Annotated in this window: 14 protein-coding genes and 1 riboswitch; of the genes, 3 read left to right on the top strand and 11 right to left on the bottom strand. The window is 49.9% G+C overall.

Annotation, left to right across the window (positions count from 1 at the left end; genetic code table 11):
* Positions 1 to 13: 13 nt before the first annotated feature.
* The 5 genes from ABC831_RS11640 to ABC831_RS11620 form a co-directional block, all read right to left on the bottom strand.
* The gene (locus tag ABC831_RS11640; RefSeq protein ID WP_343248295.1) at positions 14 to 1,573 is read right to left on the bottom strand and encodes an efflux RND transporter periplasmic adaptor subunit; all 1,560 of its coding nucleotides are present in this window, start codon (positions 1,571 to 1,573) and stop codon (positions 14 to 16) included.
* Entirely contained in the window at positions 1,557 to 2,276 is a 720-nt protein-coding gene (locus tag ABC831_RS11635; protein ID WP_343248294.1) for an ABC transporter ATP-binding protein, read from the bottom strand. Before ABC831_RS11635 ends, ABC831_RS11640 begins: the two co-directional genes overlap by 17 nt.
* Before the next feature lie 241 nt (positions 2,277 to 2,517).
* Positions 2,518 to 2,988 carry an acyl-CoA thioesterase gene (locus ABC831_RS11630; RefSeq protein ID WP_343248293.1) on the bottom strand — a complete coding sequence of 157 codons (471 nt, stop codon included), beginning with the start codon at positions 2,986 to 2,988 and terminating at the stop codon, positions 2,518 to 2,520.
* Positions 2,989 to 3,082: 94 nt separating this feature from the next.
* On the bottom strand, positions 3,083 to 3,712 hold the full coding sequence (locus ABC831_RS11625; protein ID WP_343248292.1) for an ECF transporter S component: 630 nt from the start codon (positions 3,710 to 3,712) through the stop codon (positions 3,083 to 3,085).
* Positions 3,713 to 4,060: 348 nt separating this feature from the next.
* Positions 4,061 to 4,221: riboswitch (FMN riboswitch) on the bottom strand.
* A 230-nt stretch (positions 4,222 to 4,451) separates the two neighbouring features.
* A complete protein-coding gene (locus ABC831_RS11620) occupies positions 4,452 to 6,596 on the bottom strand; it encodes a Tex family protein (protein ID WP_343248291.1) in 2,145 nt (714 codons plus the stop codon).
* A gap of 143 nt (positions 6,597 to 6,739) precedes the next feature.
* Here ABC831_RS11620 and ABC831_RS11615 point away from each other — a divergent pair, with 143 nt between their 5' ends.
* Entirely contained in the window at positions 6,740 to 7,300 is a 561-nt protein-coding gene (locus ABC831_RS11615) for a hypothetical protein (RefSeq protein WP_343248290.1), read from the top strand.
* 56 nt (positions 7,301 to 7,356) lie between these two features.
* Positions 7,357 to 8,142, top strand: a complete 786-nt coding sequence (locus ABC831_RS11610) for a DUF975 family protein (RefSeq protein ID WP_343248289.1) — start codon at positions 7,357 to 7,359, stop codon at positions 8,140 to 8,142.
* 289 nt (positions 8,143 to 8,431) lie between these two features.
* Here the strand turns inward: ABC831_RS11610 and ABC831_RS11605 are convergent, their stop codons facing one another.
* The 6 genes from ABC831_RS11605 to secA form a co-directional block, all read right to left on the bottom strand.
* Positions 8,432 to 9,640 (bottom strand): aspartate kinase, encoded by a 1,209-nt coding sequence (locus ABC831_RS11605; RefSeq protein ID WP_343248288.1) that lies wholly within the window; start codon positions 9,638 to 9,640, stop codon positions 8,432 to 8,434.
* A 37-nt stretch (positions 9,641 to 9,677) separates the two neighbouring features.
* Positions 9,678 to 10,883 (bottom strand): cofactor-independent phosphoglycerate mutase, encoded by a 1,206-nt coding sequence (locus ABC831_RS11600; RefSeq protein ID WP_343248287.1) that lies wholly within the window; start codon positions 10,881 to 10,883, stop codon positions 9,678 to 9,680.
* A 117-nt stretch (positions 10,884 to 11,000) separates the two neighbouring features.
* A complete protein-coding gene (locus tag ABC831_RS11595; RefSeq protein ID WP_343248286.1) occupies positions 11,001 to 12,224 on the bottom strand; it encodes a homoserine dehydrogenase in 1,224 nt (407 codons plus the stop codon).
* 4 nt (positions 12,225 to 12,228) lie between these two features.
* Positions 12,229 to 12,672, bottom strand: a complete 444-nt coding sequence (locus ABC831_RS11590) for an ACT domain-containing protein (protein WP_343248284.1) — start codon at positions 12,670 to 12,672, stop codon at positions 12,229 to 12,231.
* A gap of 1,013 nt (positions 12,673 to 13,685) precedes the next feature.
* Positions 13,686 to 14,811 (bottom strand): peptide chain release factor 2 gene (prfB, locus tag ABC831_RS11585; protein WP_425524583.1). Its coding sequence is split into 2 segments (ribosomal slippage): positions 13,686 to 14,747 and positions 14,749 to 14,811, totalling 1,125 coding nucleotides; the frame shifts between segments, so codons are not numbered across the junction.
* A gap of 84 nt (positions 14,812 to 14,895) precedes the next feature.
* On the bottom strand, positions 14,896 to 17,463 hold the full coding sequence (gene secA, locus ABC831_RS11580) for a preprotein translocase subunit SecA (protein WP_343248282.1): 2,568 nt from the start codon (positions 17,461 to 17,463) through the stop codon (positions 14,896 to 14,898).
* 339 nt (positions 17,464 to 17,802) lie between these two features.
* Here secA and ABC831_RS11575 point away from each other — a divergent pair, with 339 nt between their 5' ends.
* Complete coding sequence (locus ABC831_RS11575; protein ID WP_343248318.1) at positions 17,803 to 18,015, top strand: hypothetical protein; 213 nt, start codon at positions 17,803 to 17,805, stop codon at positions 18,013 to 18,015.
* Positions 18,016 to 18,620: the final 605 nt, after the last annotated feature.

Below are 18,620 nucleotides of genomic sequence, written 5' to 3'. Positions count from 1 at the left end.
CTGCTCCTTCCTGTTACTCCTGTACAGCTCCTGCTTCATCAGCCTGAGCTGCTCCGGCAGTTCCGGCTGCGGCTGCGTTCACATCCACCGGATTTACCTGCATGCCTTCCTGCATATTGACAGTCACGCTGGTGATTACCTGATCTCCCTCGTTGATTCCTTCTTTTACCTCGATATATTCATCGGAAGAAATGCCGGTGGTCACCATTCTCTTGGCTATTTTCCCGTCCACTACCACGTAGCAGAAGGTTCCGTCCGTTCCGGTGTTGATCGCTTCAGAGGGAACCAGCACAACATTTTCCGCATGATCGCCCTGAATGGACACCTTAGCCTCTACACCCAAATAGATATCTTCATCGGGATTGTCAAATTTTACTTCCGCTGCCACTACCGGGGTTCCCTTCTCATTGACGGAAGCCATGCGGTTGATTCTGGTCACTTCACCCGTATATTCTTTTCCCACCATGGTAATGACCGCTTTCTGGCCTACCGCTATCTTTTCCAGATCGTATTTGGATACTTTGATTTCCAGAACCACATCCTTGTTACTGGATACCGTGAACAGTTCACCGCCCTGTGTTGCAGGGCCGCCCTGCTGTGCGCTGACCTTGGTCACCACGCCGGAGAAATCCGCGGAGATTCCCTCGCGCCCTTTTTCCAGTAATTCTTCCACACTCAGTCCGCTTAACTTGGTTAATTCGTTATTCGCTTTCAACTGAGCCGAAGCGTTTCCGGTCAGGATGGAAGCCTCTGCTGAAGATTTCTGAGCCTCGTACTCGGATTTTTTTGCCTGTAATTCAGCCAGTTCGGAATTAGCGCTCTCCAGACGTGCCTGCAGTTTTGCATCAGCAGTGTATGTAGGCATATCACTGGCCGGAGTCTGCGTAGGGACCGGGGTAGACGGTACCGGTGTCGCATTCGGATCTGCCGGATCCGGGGTGGCTGTCGGAACCGGTGTGCTCTGAGGCGCCTGCTGCTGTTCCTTTTTCCAATCCTCCAGCTCCTGCTGGAATTCTATCGCATCCGCATTCATCGCATCCTGAATACGGGTGATCTCATCTTTCTTTTCCCGGATCTGCTGATCCAGAGTATCCAGATTTGATTTCGCATCGTTTAAGTCAGCACTGCCTTCCCGGCTCTTCTGCACGGAATCCTGATAACCGTACTGGCTTGCGGCCTGCTGCAGTTCCGCTTCTTTATTTTTGTCTTCCAGATCCGTCAGATCGAATACGACCAGCTTATCGCCTTCTGATACGGGATCCCCTTCTCTTACATTTAACTCCTGGATCGTGGCATTTACGGGCGAGAAATAGGTCTTGACCTCCTCGCTTTTAACGATGCCGCTGGTATCCAGTGATGTCTGAACATCTCCCTTTGCCGCGGCCGCTACATTTACCGAAGGGTAAACAGGTTTCTGAAATAACTTCGGCACTACAAACAGTACCAATAACGCGAGAACTACCCCCAGTGCGATGAGTATCCGTACCAGATGTTTATGTTTTTTACGGGGCTTAGGCGCCATCGGCGCCGCGCTCTGGGCAGGTGCACCTTCTGCTTTATTCTGCTTTTTCATTTTCCACACACTCCTCACTCTTGTTGTAATAATCAGCTTCGACATAACCGTCTTTGATCCGGATTACCCGCTTTACCTGCGCGGCAATGTCGTTATCATGTGTAATCAATATAACCGTTCTGCCCGTCCGGTGCAGCTCCTTTAACATTTTCAAAATGTCGGCGCTGGACTTGGAATCCAGATTACCAGTCGGTTCATCGGCCAGTATCACCGGGGGTTTCGCCGCCACTGCCCGGGCGATAGCCACTCTCTGCTGCTGCCCGCCGGACATCTGGGATGGCTTGTGATCCATACGATGGGACAGCCCCACCAGGTTCAGTGCTTCCACCGCCAGTTCATGCCGCTGTCTTTTTCCAATTCCCCGGTATATTAAAGGCAGCTCCACATTTTCAATGGCAGTCAGATTAGCAATCAAATTGAATCCCTGGAAAATGAAACCGATCTCACGGTTTCGGATATCCGACAATTCATTATCCGTCAGTCCCGAGACATCCTGGCCATTCAGATAATATAGGCCGGATGACGGTACATCCAGACATCCCAGCATATTCATCAAGGTTGATTTACCGGAACCGGAGTGTCCGATAATCGCCACGAATTCTCCCCGATCAATCTCCAGGCTGACATGGTCCAGAGCTCGCACTTCATTTTCGCCCGGATTATAAATCTTGCTAAGATCCTGCACTTGAATGAGCATATCCATGTTCCCTTCACTTCTTTCTAGTTTTTGTATTACTTGATTAATACAATAATACGAACCGCTTATTTTGTCAACATATTTTTTCCATCTGTGAGTATATCAGGGGTTTCTTCATTTTTTGTGGTGGAAATTCAAAAGTTTTTCTTAAGAAGAATAAGCGGTATCTTCCTTTCCGCCGCAATGCGATCCCCGCGGAGCGTTTTATTTCATAGGAGCACTTTCCCCTATGAAATAAGAAACGCCATCAGAATCCTTCCTGATGGCGTAATCTGCGCAGCTCATATCTGCGTTTACCACTTTCCCACTCAATTCTGTCCATCTCTGTTTCCAGTCTGAGGCCGGGTACTTCCTGCGCTTTTCCCTGCTCGTCGATGGCTACCATCACCACATATGCGGTATTGATCAGACGCCTGGTGCCATCCAGCGCTTCCACATAAGTATCTACACGGATCTCCATGGAGGTCCGTCCTACATAGGTTACTTTCCCTATTAGTACGATCGTCTGGTTTTTATAAGCAGCGTGTTTGAAGGTCAAATGGTCAATAGCCGCCGTGGTGATCTCCATTCCGCAGTGTCTCCTGGACACGATTCCCGCCATCTCATCAATCCACTGCATGAGCATTCCACCGAACAGCCTTCCATAACCATTGATATGTTTCGGCAATAATACATATGCCTGTTCTGTCTTGGAATCCTCCACTCTCTTCGTAATCATGGTGTTTGCCCTCGCTTTCTATCTTCTGATTATAGACTTGCCGGGCAGGGTTGTAAATATGTAATTAAGTGGGAATGCCAGGAGCCTTCCCGGCTCAGCGGCTTCCTCTATGAAGGATCGGGCTGATGTATTTGTAGAGAAGGAAGGTAATCAGGGAGACCACCACTCCTTTCAGGATGTTAAAGGGGGCTACCATCAGGATGACGAAGGTGGGCAGGCTTTTCACGACCGGGTTGATCGCAGAACCCATCTCTATGATGGACGTTAGCGGCCAGCCAAATGCGGAAGCATAAGCAGGGAGCAGCACGTAGGCGTTGAGAAAACAGCCCAGGATCGTCATGGTCACGGTGCCTGCTGCCATTCCGATGATAGCGGTCTTTCTGGATTTGCGGTGCTTATAGATCATACCTGCAGGCAGGATGAAGGCACAGCCGATCAGAAAGTTGGCGGCTTCACCGACTCCGGCTGTTATGGTACCGTTGATGACCAGATTCAAGAGGATCTTGACCAGTTCGATGAGTATCCCCGCTACAGGGCCCATAGCGAAACAGCCGATGAGGACCGGAACCTCGCTGAAGTCCAGTTCATAGAAACTGGGGGCCATAAAGGGCAATGGAATTTCAAACAGCATTAGTATGGTGGCGATGGCGGACAGCATGCCGATCTGAACGATGGTGCGGATGTTTACTCTGCTTTTTTTGATGACTCCTACGTTTGTGCTCATGTTTGCACTCTCCTTATTCTGTTATGATGGTGGTTTGTGTGTATAAGGATTTTCCTGGCGGTTTCATTATTTTGCGGCGGACCGCGTAAGCGGCATCTTCCTTTCCGCCGCAGTGCAATCCTGCGGAACCTTTTATTTCATAGGAACTCTTTTCTATGGAATAAAAAATAGTAACGCTCGAAATAGCCTCGCTGACTATTTTCATACATCACACGTAAGTGCCTTAAATACAGGCACTAAGTGCTCATAGCCATAAAAAATAGCCCTGAATGTAATATTCAGGGCATTGTAATTAGACTTATATACGGATCTGTGCTGATTCTATCACAGATCAGCAACGGTGTCCATATCTCTCTTCTTTCATCCAGACTTTACTGTCGGTCCTGGAATTGATGCATTTCTATTAGAAATGACACTCACCAGATCAGCCGCCTTGCAGCGGGTCGCGGACTTTACCGCCGGTCGGGAATTCTTCCATTAACGGAAGTCACCCTGCCCCGAAGAATCTCCTTATGCAGTTCTCTGTTATCATACTGCGGCTGGGAGCACTTGTCAAGAATTTAAAATCCATTTATGTTAACAAAAACTCTTTATGCCTCTATTATCTTGCGAATAATTTCATTAATATTACTTTGACTCACAATTTTCTCCGCGTAAAATAATTGCAGGATACATTTTCCTTCTCCAAAGTTATCTACCGGATCAACCACACTCAGGCCGTAAGCCCTTATGCGCGAAGTTACAGGATCATAGTCAGCTGAATTCTCTTTTTCGCCAGATCCACACTCATGACCTTTACTTCTACAATGTCACCGACGCTGACTACTTCCAGCGGATGCTTCACGAACTTCTTGTTGGTCAGCTGGGATATATGAACCAGACCGTCCTGATGGACGCCGATATCCACGAATACCCCGAAGTCAATGACGTTGCGGACCGTGCCTTTCAGCACCATTCCGGGGGTCAGATCTTTCATTTCCAGCACGTCGGTGCGCAGGATCGGCTTGGGCATCTCCTCTCTGGGATCACGGGCCGGCTTTTCCAGCTCCTTTACGATATCCCGCAGGGTGATTTCTCCGATCTCCAGTTCCTGGGACAATTTCTTATAATCCCGCACTTGTTTGGTAATGCCGTTTAGCCGGCGTTCTTTGATATCTTCCTTGGTATAGCCTAACTTTTCCAGCAGCTTCTCCGTAGCTGCGTAACTCTCGGGATGTACACTGGTGGCGTCGAGGGGATTGTCGCCGTCCAGGATTCTTAAGAAACCGGCACACTGCTCGTAGGCCTTCGGCCCCAGCTTGGCCACTTTCAGCAGGCCTTTTCGTCCCCGGAACCTGCCGTTTTCCTCCCGGTAAGTGACGATGTTCTGGGCGATGACTTTGGAGATACCCGAGATATAGCCCAGAAGGGAGGCGGAGGCGGTGTTCAGATCCACTCCCACTTTATTTACCACGTCCTCCACTACGCCGCTTAACTGCTCACCCAGCTTTTTCTGGTTCATATCATGCTGGTATTGGCCTACGCCGATGGATTTGGGGTCGATCTTGACCAGTTCGGCTAAGGGGTCCTGCAGCCTTCTGGCAATGGAAGCGGCACTTCTTTGTCCTACATCGAAGTTGGGGAACTCTTCCGTGGCCAGCTTGCTGGCAGAGTAGACGGAGGCTCCGGCTTCGTTGACGATCACGTACTGTACCCGATGGGGGATCTCTTTTAAGAGGTCCACGATGATCATCTCGGATTCCCGGGATGCCGTTCCGTTGCCAACGGAAATCAGGGTGATATTATATTTTTCAATCAGTTTCTTTACTATTTTCTTCGATTCTTCGACTTTGTTCTGAGGAGCTGTGGGATAGATGACAGTGGTGTCCAGCACCTTGCCGGTGGCGTCCACCACCGCCAGCTTACAGCCGGTCCGGAATGCGGGGTCCCAGCCCAGCACCACCTGATTCACGATAGGGGGCTGCATGAGCAGCTGCTCCAGATTTTTTCCGAATACCTTGATGGCTCCGTCCTCGGCTTTCTCAGTCAGGTCACTGCGGATTTCCCGCTCGATAGCCGGGGCGATCAGACGTTCATAGCTGTCTGCCGCCACTTCTCTAAGGACAGGTGTGGTGTAAGGGTTGTCCCGGGTAATCACCTGTTTTTCCAGATATCGAAGGATCTGCTCTGTGGGGGCCTCTATTTTAACAGTCAGGAATTTTTCCTTTTCCCCCCGGTTCAGCGCCAGAATCCGGTGGCCTACGGCTTTGGCGATCGGTTCTTCGAAGTCATAGTACATCTCATAGACAGACTGAGCCTTCTCATCCTTGGCTTTGGAGATCAGTTTGCCGGACTGCACCGTAGCTTTTCGAATATAACTGCGGTAGTCCGCTTCGTCTGATATTAACTCTGCCAGAATATCTTTTGCACCGGCGATGGCCTCCTCCACTGTATTGACTTCCTTCTCCGCGGAAAGGTAGTTTTTGGCCTCCTCTTCCACAAGCTTGTCCGTCAGCTGCAGCTGGATTACCGAAGCGAGACCTTCTAATCCTTTTTCTCTTGCAATCGTGGCGCGCGTGCGGCGTTTTGGCCGGTAGGGGCGATACAGGTCATCGACCACGACCAGCGTCTGGGCAGCCAGGATCTGGGCCTTTAGTTCCCCGGTCAGTTTCCCCTGCTCTTCAATGCTGGACAGCACCTGCTGCTTCTTCTCCTCCAGATTCCGAAGGTAAGTCAGCCGCTCCCCTAAGTTACGCAGCACTTCGTCATTTAAAGATCCGGTCACTTCCTTACGATAACGGGAAATAAACGGTATCGTATTGCCCTCGTCCAACAGTTTCACAGCGGCGTCTACCTGCTCGATATGCACCCCTAATTCTTTTGCCAATACCTCATTAATATTCATAAAATGCTCCTTTGTAAACAGTTATCTAAAGATTAATTATAAATCATCCAAAACTGTGATTCAAGAAAGAATTGTTTTTCAGTGGTCTTGGTGTTACAATAGGGGCAGTATCCATAACAATGATAAAAGGAGAGGAAACCTTTATGGAATATAATAACGATCCGAATTCAAACTATAATCCGAGTCCTTATGGCAATTCGGATTCCGGACAGAATCCTGATCCTAACGGACAAAATTCGAATCCCTACGGTCAGAATTCCGATCCCTATGGACAAAATTCAAATCCCTACGGACCGAAGACCCCGCCGCCCTATAATCCCAACTACCGGCAGACACGGCCCAATGGAATGGCCACAGCCTCCATGGTAATCGGTATTCTATCAATAGCCGGCCTTTGCTGCGGCGGACTGGGGGGGCTTATGCTGGGCTCCCTGGCCCTGATCTTAAGTCTGCTGTCCCGGCGTTCTTCGGAACCCAGAAGCTCTCAGGCGCTGGCTGGTATGATCACGGGCATTATCAGTATGGTTATGGGGGTTGTCATCTTCCTCGTTTATCTGATCTTCATCTTCAGCTCCTCAGATTTCGAGAATATATATGAAAATTATTACAACAATCTCCCCTATGGCGGTTATTACAATGATTTTGACTACAACGGTCAGTTTGATTATAACGGCCTGGATGTCAATGTTCCGAAAGATGTCTGAATCTGCCGCCCTTGATCTTAATTACGAAATCTATAGAAATTGGAGTGTATACCATTATGAAACGAACTTCTGCCCAATTGAAACAAATGGCAAAAGACAGGCTGATTGGTAATTATGGAATGTGTATCGCCCTGTCTATCATCGTAAGCGTAATCTCCTCCGCAGTGATGTTCGTCTGCGAATTTGCCACCGGCATATATCGCTATCCGATGACAGCCACCCCATATATCATGTATTTTGTTCTGGTGATCATTCTGTCGCTGTTAATCTCTGTTTTCAGCGCCGGTCTCACCTTTTATTATATGAATCTGTGCCGGGGCCGCAAAGCGGATATCGGAAATCTGCTGTTTGCATTCAAACATCACCCGGACAAATTTATTCTGGTCTCGCTGCTTCTTTTTTTATTAACCTTCCTATGTCTGGTTCCCGGTTACGCCATCCTGTTTATCTGGCTTTTCACACATACCGGATCTGAACCGCTGATGGCATTTTTAGTTATTGTCCTGCTGATCATCGGCGTGGTGATCGATTATATCCTGATGCTGATGTTTTCCCAGCCCTTCTATATCCTGCTGGATGATCCGACAAAAGGCGTGATTCAGTCTATGAAAGAAAGCGCTCAGCTTATGAGAGGAAATAAGGGACGTTATTTCTATATCCTCTTAAGCTTCATCGGCTGGATGCTTCTGGGCGCTCTTTCCTTTGGGATCGGTATGCTCTGGGTCAGCGCTTACCTGTCCGTCACTCAGGTTTATTTCTACATGGATATCACCGGGGAACTTGACCGTCCCGCCGGGCCTGTTGTGGATGCCCAGCCAGAACCACAGCAATATATATATTGAAAAAGAGTTTCGCTTGCGAAACTCTTTGCCTACGGCGGGCCGCGTAAGCGGCATCTTCCTTTCCGCCGTAGTGCGATCCCCGCCGATTCGGCGCCCCCTGCCTGAGAGGCATGCATTACGGGATGCCAGGAATGGTATCCCTTTTTATTACATGAGGCTGTCGGGAAATGAATCCGTCTTACCGGATTTCCCGACAGCCCCATATTTGACAAGCTGTACGTTAACTGTCAACCTTTATCTCTACATTCCTCTTCCGGTCCCCACTTTAATCTTGCGGACCGCTCACACTTTAATCTTCCAGTCCAAAGTAATCATGGACAGCCACCATGGCTTTTTCCGCTTCGCTCTCATTGATGAGAACCGTTACCCTGATCTCTGAGGTTGATATCATCTTAATATTCACCCCTGCGTTGTACAAAGCTTCGAACATCTTGGCAGCCACTCCCGGATTCGACATCATACCGGCTCCGATCACAGATACCTTCGCCACATTGTCTTCATACGTAATCTTTTGGGCGGTGATTCTGCCCTTGTTTTCTTCCAGGGTATCCAATGCCTCCCTTAAGTCCGTACGGTCCACCGTGAAGGAGATATCTTTGGTCCCGTCCCGGCCGACAGACTGCAGGATAATATCTACATTGATGTTCTTACGCGCCAGCACATTAAACAATTTGAACGCGATACCCGGTTCGTCTTTCAGTCCGATCACAGAAATTCTGGCTGTATTCTTATCAGCGGCAACTCCGCTTAATAACATTCCTTCCACTTTAACTTCCTCCTTCACAACTGTTCCTTCAGCGGTATTTAAACTTGAACGCACGACTAACGGCACTCCATACTTCTTTGCCATTTCCACAGAGCGGTTGTGGAGCACTTTGGCTCCCAGTGTAGCCATCTCCAGCATTTCGTCGTAGGTGATCTCCTTTAACTTCTTAGCATTGGGTACAACTCTTGGATCGGCAGTATATACGCCTTCCACATCTGTATAGATCTCGCAGGCGTCTGCACGAAGCGCGGCTGCCAGCGCTACCGCCGTGGTGTCGGAACCTCCGCGGCCCAGCGTCGTTAAATCATCGTATTTATTGACACCCTGGAAGCCTGTGATGATTACGATTTTCCTGCTGTCCAGTTCATGCCGGATCCGTTCGGAATCAATTCTTTTCAGTCTGGAATTCCCGTATTTGGAAGTGGTGTGCATGGCCACCTGAAACGCATTCAAAGAGACGGCCGGTACTCCCAGATAGTCCATCGCCATAGCCATCAGTGCCACACTGGTCTGCTCACCGGTCGTCAGCAGCATATCCAGTTCCCGCTTAGACGCAAGGGGGTTGATATCATAAGCCTTCGCCAGCAGCTGGTCCGTGGTTTTTCCCATAGCAGAGAGCACCACCACGATATCGTGACCGCGCTTATAATCCTCAATGCATCGCACAGCCACATTCATGATTCTCTCTTTATCAGCCACTGATGAGCCACCAAATTTCTTAACAATCAGCATATTTACCTCCTATACCGCATTACACACGGTGTATCTTCTACTGTCCGGAAAACAGATAATCTATCATCTTATAGCCTTTGTCCACACGGTTTCCGCTCTTCTGCGCTTCCCTCTCATTATATTTCCAGCTATATGAGCCGGGGGCACTGCTGTCATACAGCAGATAGGGAACCGGATCTGATGTGTGCGTCCTGACACAGATCGGGGTGGGATGGTCCGGCATAATCAGCATTCGAAAGGGTTCCCCGGACGCACTTAACTTTTCTTTTAACGGCCCGATCACCCGGCCGTCCAGGTATTCGATGGACTGGACTTTCCGCTCTATACTTCCCTGGTGCCCCATCTCATCCGGAGCCTCTACATGAACATAGACGAAATCATACCCCTCATTTAAAAGCACGTCGGCCGCCGCCTGGGCCTTTCCTTCATAATTCGTATGTAACGTGCCGTCTGCGCCTTCCACGATAATATTTTTCATACCGGCACCTACCGCGATTCCCTTCAACAGGTCTACCGCGGAAATCATGGCTCCCTTTTTATGGTTTTTCTCCTCAAAGGAGGACAGGGCCGGCCGGGTACCGGCTCCCCAGAACCACAGGGAATTCGCAGGATTCAACCCCTTTTCCCTGCGGGCCTGATTCACCGGATGATGCACCAGTATATCGTAGCTTCTCTTCATCATATCCCTAAGAACCGGATCTGTGGGAAGATGTTTACCGATCTGCTGTCCCAGCACATCATGGGGCTGCGCCAGATCGATCACCTGTCCCTGATCCCAGATCAACAGATGCCGGTAGCTGGTTCCCACGTAAAACTTGTATCTGTCGCTCTCAAGTTCCGCTCTCACCGCCTCCAGTAGCTGCGCCGCTTCCTGTGTACTGATCTCTCCAGAGCTGTGATCCAGAATCACTTTCTCCTCGTAGGGCACGTCATCCTCCGTCAGGGTGACGATATTACAGCGCATGGCGATGTCGGTCGGTTTCATATCCACACCGATGCTCAGCGCTTCCAATGGGGAACGGCCGGTATAGTAGTCTCTGGGATTATAACCCAGCACCGCCAGATTGGCCGTGTCGCTCCCGGGTTTCATCCCTTCCGGGATCGTCTGCACCAGACCGATCTCTGAAACAGCCGCAAGTCCATCCATCACCGGTGTCTTGGCATATTCCAGAGGAGTCATTCCCCCCAGCTCATCAATAGGCCGGTCTGCCATACCGTCCCCTAAAACCACAACATACTTCATGATATCCTCCAGTACCGCTGTTTGCGTCTATTTACGTTGGTATTTTATACCACTTTTTATTTTTCTTTTTCAATCTACTATAATTACTTCGTTTTTAATCGCTTTTTACTTCATTTTTTAAATTCGCTCTTCCACACGGATTCGTTTCAGGATTCCAGGCACTTTTGCCGCTTTTTTCTCATAATCCGCCTCGCTCATCAGCCCGCTGACAAATCCGAACTCATCTTTATATTCCGGGACCTGAACCAGCTTCACATCGCCGAATACTTCTTTTATTTTCCCTAAATCCGTGTCCGCGTTTCCGGAAACCCGAACAAAAAATTTACTCCTGGAATCCGCGATATCGCCCAGCTCCAGCTTCTGGCTGCTCCAGGATACCATAATATTGCGTTCCTGATGCTTCGCCGCATCGATCACATCTGAAACCACTGCGCTGGCGGTCGGCAGTTTACCTGCTCCGCTTCCATAGAACATCACATCTCCCAGCACATTCCCATGCAGGAAAATAGCGTTAAACACGCCGCTCACGCTGTAGAGCGGATGATCTTCATTTAACAGGAAAGGCGCTACCATCGAATAAAACCGTCCATTCTCCTTCCTGCTGGTCGCCAGAAGCTTGATGACCATTCCCATCTGCTTCGCATAGGCGATGTCATGTACGGAGATCTTCGTTATTCCTTCCGTGTATATATCCTGATAATCCACCTGCTGTCCCGCAGCCAGGGAGGTCAAAATCGCGATTTTCCGGCAGGCATCGTAGCCCTCCACATCCGCTTCCGGATTCCGCTCCGCATAACCGCGGTCCTGGGCTTCCTTCAAAACCGTGTCGAATTCCAGCCCCTCTTCTGACATCTTCGTCAGGATATAGTTCGTCGTACCGTTCAATATACCGGTAATCTCATCAAATTCATCCGCAGTCAGGGAGGAGTTCAGCGGCCGGATAATGGGTATTCCGCCGCCTACGCTGGCTTCAAACAGATAGTTGATATTCTTATCCTTGGCAATCGCCAGAAGTTCAGCTCCATGCTTCGCAACCAGCTCCTTGTTGGAGGTACACACGCTTTTTCCCGCCAGGAGGCTGCGTTTCGAGAATGTATAAGCCGGTTCCACACCGCCCATTGCCTCCACTACAATTTTAATTTCCGGATCATTTACAATCGTCTCAAAGTCATGTACCAGAACCGGTTCCACCGGATCTCCCGGGAAATCTCTCAGATCCAGGACATATTTCACCCGGATTTCCTGACCGGCTTTTTGATCAATGCTGCTCTGATTTGTATTTAACACTTCCACTACTCCGGACCCTACCGTTCCGTATCCCAATACCGCGATTTTAATCATCTCGTCACTCCCTAGCTAATATTTTAATATAATGAATTCCATTATTACGTTCAATAGTATCCAGCATCTGTGTCACATCCCCGGTTGTCGGTAAAATATCCACGCTGAGGGTCAGCGACGCGATCCCGTTAACAGGAATACTCTGGTGTATCGTCAGAATATTTGCGTGAAAATCCGCAACTGTCTTAAGCACCTCAGACAATAATCCCGGTTCATCGTCCATCTGCATCACAAAAGTTATGGTCTTTCCCCGGACATTATCATGAAACGGAAATATGTCATCCTTGTACTTATAGAAAGAACTTCTGCTGATCCCCAGCATTTCCGTAGCCTCCTGTACGGTTTCGACCTTCCCCGATTCCAGCAGGCGCTTGGCTTCGATCACTTTCAACAGCACCTCAGGCACTGCTTTTCGTTTCACCAGATAGTATTTACTTTCTTCTGCCATATGATCACCTTTCGTGTTTGCACAGGAAATACATTTGTATTCACAACAAAGATATTATCACACTTACCTGCTTCATGCAACCTTTTTTTCGGTTTTGGGGCTGGCGTGGGGGGACTGGAAATGGGACTGGAAATGGGACCGGGATGAGAGGGAGACGGCGGGGGCCTGGCGGGGGGCGGAAAACCTTGTGGGGCTATATCGCTTCGGCCGGTCCTAAGAACGGGTAACTCCGATGGAGGGAGAACCTCTTATTAGCAGGGTCCGGGACAAACTCGCCAAAAACCGGCTCGGACAGTGTCCCGGGCCCTGCGAGGTTCTCCCTCCATCTGCGTAACCCGTTCTAAGGCCGGCCTCAAGCGATATAGCCCCACAAGGTTTTCCGCCCCCCGCCAGGCCCCCGCCGTCTCCCTCTCATCCCTGCACTATTTAAAGCCAGTTTCCATGTTTCGCAGACCGGGTTATGTTTGTTCAATATTTTCAATTAAATAACTGTCAAAAGGAATTAAAGATAAAGAATTAACTTGCATTTTTATTTTCTGCTGATATCTTAGCCCGGATTCACCGGAACCTAAATTTTGCCATTTTCGCAGAAAATCAATTATAAGTAAGTGCCTAATCTTAAGCACATGCATCTTAAGAATGCTGTAAAGCAGGAGCAGGCTGCCGTGGGGAGCTGAGGGCCGGAGCGGGCTGTCGTAAGGACTGGCTCACAGAGCGGCGGCCCAAAAGTAACGGGGGCCAAATCGCTTGAGGCCGTACCTTAGAACGGGTTACGCAGAAGAGGGCGAAACCTCGCAGGACCCGGGGCACTGTCTGAGCCGTACTTTGGCGAGTTTGCCCCGGGTCCTGCTAATGAGAGGTTTCGTACTCTTCGGAGTTACCCGTTCTTAGGTACGGCCGATGCGATTTGGCCCCCGTTACTTTTGGGCCGCCGCTCTGTGAACCAGTCCTTACGACAGCCCGCTCCGGCCCTCAGCTCCCCACGGCAGCCTGCTCCGGCCCTTCTTTACAGATCACTCCGCTGTAGTTTTATTGGAAAGGCTCTGCCATTTTAGATATGCGCTGATAAAGGGGTCCAGATTTCCGTCCATTACGCTGTCTACGTTGCCGGTTTCCTCGCCGGTGCGGTGGTCTTTGACCATGGTGTAGGGCTGCATGACATAGGATCGGATCTGGTTGCCCCATCCGATCTCTTTGACTTCACCGCGGATGTCTGAGATTTTATCTGCGTTTTCCTGCTTTTTCAGCATGTAGAGTTTTGATTTTAACATCTGCATGGCTTTGTCTTTGTTGCTGTGCTGGGAACGCTCGTTCTGGCACTGGACCACGACCCCGGTGGGTATGTGGGTGATCCGGATGGCGGAGGAGGTCTTGTTGATGTGCTGTCCGCCGGCTCCGCTGCTTCGATAGGTATCGATCCGAATGTCGTCGTCGTTGATTTCCACGTCCAGATCTTCTTCGATGTCGGGCATGACATCGCAGGAGGCAAAGGAGGTCTGCCGTTTTCCTGCCGCGTTAAAAGGCGAGATTCGTACCAGACGATGGACTCCCTTCTCGGACTTCAGGTAGCCGAAGGCATTTTCTCCGGATACCTGGAAGGTGACGGATTTAATGCCGGCTTCATCTCCGTCCAGATAGTCCAGCACTTCCAGTGAGTAGCCTTTGGACTCGGCCCACCGGCTGTACATCCGGTAGAGCATTCCGGTCCAGTCGCAGGATTCTGTGCCGCCTGCTCCGGCATGGAGTGTGACGATCGCGTCGTATCCGTCAAACTCATCGGAGAGCAGGGTCTTGATACGGATCTTATCCAGATCGGAGCTAAACCCGTCCAGCATCTCCTGAATCTCCGGGATCAGCGACTCATCATTTTCCTCGTATCCCATTTCGATCATGGTCTGAATATCGTCGTAGGTCTGCTCCAGATCACGGCAGGTCTCCACATCCGACTTCAGGCCTTTTAATTCTTTCATCAGCTTCTGGGAACGATCGGTGTCATCCCAGAACCCGGGAGCTTCCATTTCCCGCTCCAGCTCTTCGATTCTCTTCTCTTTGACTGCTAAGTCAAAGTGAATCCCTCACTTCCGCTAATGGAGTCTCATATGAGCTGAGTGTAACTTTGAATTGATCTAATTCTACCATTGCTTCACCTTCTTTCCTGTATTTCACATCGTTTTGCATGTTGGATTTACAATCTTTCATTTCGCGGCGTCTGGGCCTGAACTGTTAAGCGCGGCGGCCGCAGCATTGTTTGTATTTCTTTCCGCTGCCGCAGGGGCAGGGATCGTTGGGATAGACTTTTTCGGACTCGCGGCGCTTGGGCGCTTTTACAGCGCTGTCATCTTTGTTCGTCCCGGTTACTTTGGCTACCTGCTCACGTTCCGCTTTCTCTTCCACACGGATGTGCATCAGAATGCGAACCGTATCCTCCTGGATGCTGGCGGTCATGACGTCGAACATCTCGTAGCCTGCCATCTTATATTCTACCAGCGGATCTCTCTGGCCGTAGGCCTGGAGTCCGATCCCCTGACGGAGCTGATCCATATCGTCGATGTGGTCCATCCATTTCCGGTCGATTACCTTTAACAGGAATACACGCTCCAATTCACGCAGGGTCTCTGCTTCGGGGAATTCCGCTTCTTTGGTCTCGTAGAGCTTAACGCCTTCCTCCTTCAGTTTGTGTTTTAACTGGTTCTTTTTCAGACCAGCCACTTTCTCTTCGGTGATCGGCGCTACCGGAATGATCTGGCGCAGCATCAGATTCAATTCTTCCAGATTCCATTCTTCCGGATCCTGGTCGTCTCCTATAACAGTATCTACACAACTTTCCGTAATATCCGTAATCATCTTGTAGATAGAATCCCGCATGCTCTCTCCGTCCAGCACCCGGCGCCTCTCTTCGTATATAATTTCCCGCTGCTCGTTCATTACCTGGTCGTATTGCAGCAGATTTTTACGGATTCCAAAGTTATTATTTTCAATCTTCTTCTGGGCGGTTTCGATGGCGTTGGACAGCATCTTGTGCTCGATCTGCTCGCCCTCGGGAACACCCAGGGTATTAAACATGGTCAGCATCCGCTCAGAACCGAACAGACGCATCAGGTCATCTTCCAGTGAAATATAGAAGCGGGATTCTCCGGGGTCTCCCTGACGTCCGGAACGTCCCCGCAACTGGTTATCGATACGTCTGGACTCATGACGTTCCGTACCGATGATCTTCAGCCCGCCCGCTTCCCTGGCCGCGTCGTCCAGCTTAATATCCGTACCACGGCCGGCCATATTGGTCGCGATGGTCACAGCGCCGTGGATACCGGCCTGAGCGACGATCTCGGCCTCCAGCTCATGGAATTTCGCATTCAGCACGTTGTGCTGGATTCCTTTTTTCTTCAGCATACCGCTTAAGAGTTCAGAGGTCTCGATGGTAATCGTACCCACCAGTACGGGCTGTCCTTTGGCATGGGACTCCACGATCTCGTCGATGACTGCTTTGTATTTTTCTTTCTTAGTCTTGTATACCGCGTCCTGATTGTCTTTACGGATCACAGGACGGTTGGTGGGGATCTCCACAACGTCCATTCCATAAATCTCACGGAATTCCTTTTCTTCCGTCAGTGCGGTACCGGTCATACCGGATTTTTTCGTATATTTATTGAAGAAATTCTGGAACGTAATCGTTGCCAGGGTCTTGCTCTCTCTTTTTACCTGCACATGCTCTTTTGCTTCGATCGCCTGGTGCAGACCGTCGGAATAACGTCTGCCGGGCATCAGACGGCCGGTAAATTCATCCACGATGATGACTTTATCTTCCTGAACCACATAATCCTGATCCCGGAACATCAGATAGTGGGCCCGCAGCGCCAGGATCATATTGTGCTGGATCTCGATATTTTCCGCATCCGCCAGGTTTTCAATCTTGAAGAATTCCTCTACTCTGCGCACGCCTTCCGCAGTCAGGTTCACCTGCTTATCTTTTTCATTTACAATAAAATCACCGGTCTCCTCGATGTCCTCTCCCATAATGGCATCCATCTTGGAGAATTCTTTGCTCTCCTCACCGCGCTTTAAACGTCTGGCCAGCATGTCGCACACTTCATACAGTTTGGTGGACTTGCCGCTCTGGCCGGAGATGATCAACGGGGTTCTGGCCTCATCGATCAAGACGGAGTCGACCTCGTCGATGATCGCATAGTGCAGCTCCCGCTGTACCAGCTGGGCCTTATAGATCACCATGTTGTCCCTCAGGTAATCAAACCCCAGTTCATTATTGGTTACGTAGGTAATATCGCAGTTATAGGCAACGCGTCTCTCATCGTTGGTCATGGAATTCAATACAACGCCGACTTTCAGGCCCAGGAACTCATGTACCTTTCCCATCCACTCCGCGTCACGGTGCGCCAGGTAGTCATTGACGGTTACGATGTGTACGCCTTTGCCTTCCAGCGCGTTCAGATAGGCCGGCAGCGTGGATACCAGCGTCTTACCTTCACCAGTCTTCATCTCAGCAATACGGCCCTGATGAAGAATGATGCCTCCAATCAGCTGTACCCTGTAATGTTCCATATTCAGTACACGTCTGGCCGCTTCTCTGACCGTTGCAAATGCTTCCGGCAGAATATCATCCAGTGTCTCGCCGCTTCCCAGACGCTGCTTAAACTCTCTGGTCTTGTCCCGCAATTCTTCATCGGACAGGGACATCATCGTATCTCTCATAGCCTCGATCTTGTCTACGATTGGATAGATGCGCTTCAGCTCATGGTCGCTGTGGGTACCAAATACTTTTTCTATTAATTTCATACCTTGTTCGCTCCTATTTTATCTTTCTATATGGTCACATATACCACATTGTAACACCATCGGGGGGCGAATTCAACAAACTTCTGGTGAACTTCTGCTGAAATACTGCTGAACTTCCATGATTTGAATTGATGGACTCATCCGTTATTCTCTCCCCTATACTGAAAAAATGTGGCCGTAACAGTCAACTATTATTGTTACGGCCACTTTTTACAAACTGATATGAAGCTGCATCCGGCTTAAGGAGAATCTCCTGTGCGGGGAGATCTGTATTTTAGGATCGTATTCAGTGAGCCTGGGGGGAGGGCGATTTTATAGGACAATAGGGTATTTTACAGCATGGCTCACATATACAGGGTGGTTTTGGCGGGCACGGCGGTTCTGGAGGGCACGGCGGCTTTGGAGGACATGGCTTCGGCGGGCACGGCGGCTCCGGAGGACATGGCTTCGGCGGGCACGGCGGCTCCGGAGGACATGGCTTCGGCGGACACGGCGGCTCTGGAGGACATGGCTTCGGCGGACACGGCGGCTCCGGAGGATATGGTGGTTTAGGCGGGTATGGCGGATACGGCGGTTCTGGTGGATATGGGGGTTTAGGTGGATAAGGCGGGTATGGTGGTTTAGGTGGATATGGGGGGTACGGTGGTTCTGGTGGATATGGGGGTTTAGGTGGATATGGCGGGTATGGTGGTTCTGGTGGATATGGGGGGTACGGTGGATATGGTGGTTTAGGCGGATACGGAGGTCTAGGCGGATAAGGCGGCCGATCAGTATCCTGCGGACACATCCACCATGGAATACAACACGGCCATCCTATAAAGGGCGGATATGGCAAACCACATATCAGGCCGCCGGCATTTCCATTATTGTTACTGTTATTATTCGTATTATTATTGTTATTGTTGTTATTATTGTTGTTATTCAGTATTTGGATACCATTGCCATGGCTTTTCCCCTTGCCTACTAATTGAGGGTTGATCAGGCATACGCAGATATCAGCGGACTGTGTTACAGTCTGATCCTCAAAGGTGGCGCCGATCGGCTGATAGTTTAACGCTGTACTGTTAGGTTTCATTGTGATTACGCGGGTGATCGTCCCGGTAAGGGTTGCTTTTACGCGAAAACACAGGCTGTTGGAACACATACGCAGTGCGATA

It is taken from the genome of Diplocloster hominis, assembly GCF_032380655.1.
Classification (GTDB): Bacteria; Bacillota; Clostridia; order Lachnospirales; family Lachnospiraceae; genus Diplocloster; species Diplocloster hominis.
Note: the sequence above shows the minus strand (reverse complement) of the source record. Positions and strands in the feature narration are given on the sequence as shown.

What these genes read in the sequence shown, in the direction of transcription:
- ABC831_RS11625 (WP_343248292.1), bottom strand. Translation starts at nt 3,712, where the DNA reads ATGAGCACAAACGTAGGAGTCATCAAAAAAAGCAGAGTAAACATCCGC.
- ABC831_RS11620 (WP_343248291.1), bottom strand. Translation starts at nt 6,596, where the DNA reads ATGAATATTAATGAGGTATTGGCAAAAGAATTAGGGGTGCATATCGAG.
- ABC831_RS11635 (WP_343248294.1), bottom strand. Translation starts at nt 2,276, where the DNA reads ATGGATATGCTCATTCAAGTGCAGGATCTTAGCAAGATTTATAATCCG.
- ABC831_RS11575 (WP_343248318.1), top strand. Translation starts at nt 17,803, where the DNA reads ATGGCTCACATATACAGGGTGGTTTTGGCGGGCACGGCGGTTCTGGAG.
- ABC831_RS11605 (WP_343248288.1), bottom strand. Translation starts at nt 9,640, where the DNA reads ATGCTGATTGTTAAGAAATTTGGTGGCTCATCAGTGGCTGATAAAGAG.
- ABC831_RS11615 (WP_343248290.1), top strand. Translation starts at nt 6,740, where the DNA reads ATGGAATATAATAACGATCCGAATTCAAACTATAATCCGAGTCCTTAT.
- ABC831_RS11590 (WP_343248284.1), bottom strand. Translation starts at nt 12,672, where the DNA reads ATGGCAGAAGAAAGTAAATACTATCTGGTGAAACGAAAAGCAGTGCCT.
- ABC831_RS11610 (WP_343248289.1), top strand. Translation starts at nt 7,357, where the DNA reads ATGAAACGAACTTCTGCCCAATTGAAACAAATGGCAAAAGACAGGCTG.
- ABC831_RS11630 (WP_343248293.1), bottom strand. Translation starts at nt 2,988, where the DNA reads ATGATTACGAAGAGAGTGGAGGATTCCAAGACAGAACAGGCATATGTA.
- ABC831_RS11595 (WP_343248286.1), bottom strand. Translation starts at nt 12,224, where the DNA reads ATGATTAAAATCGCGGTATTGGGATACGGAACGGTAGGGTCCGGAGTA.
- ABC831_RS11600 (WP_343248287.1), bottom strand. Translation starts at nt 10,883, where the DNA reads ATGAAGTATGTTGTGGTTTTAGGGGACGGTATGGCAGACCGGCCTATT.
- secA (WP_343248282.1), bottom strand. Translation starts at nt 17,463, where the DNA reads ATGAAATTAATAGAAAAAGTATTTGGTACCCACAGCGACCATGAGCTG.
- ABC831_RS11640 (WP_343248295.1), bottom strand. Translation starts at nt 1,573, where the DNA reads ATGAAAAAGCAGAATAAAGCAGAAGGTGCACCTGCCCAGAGCGCGGCG.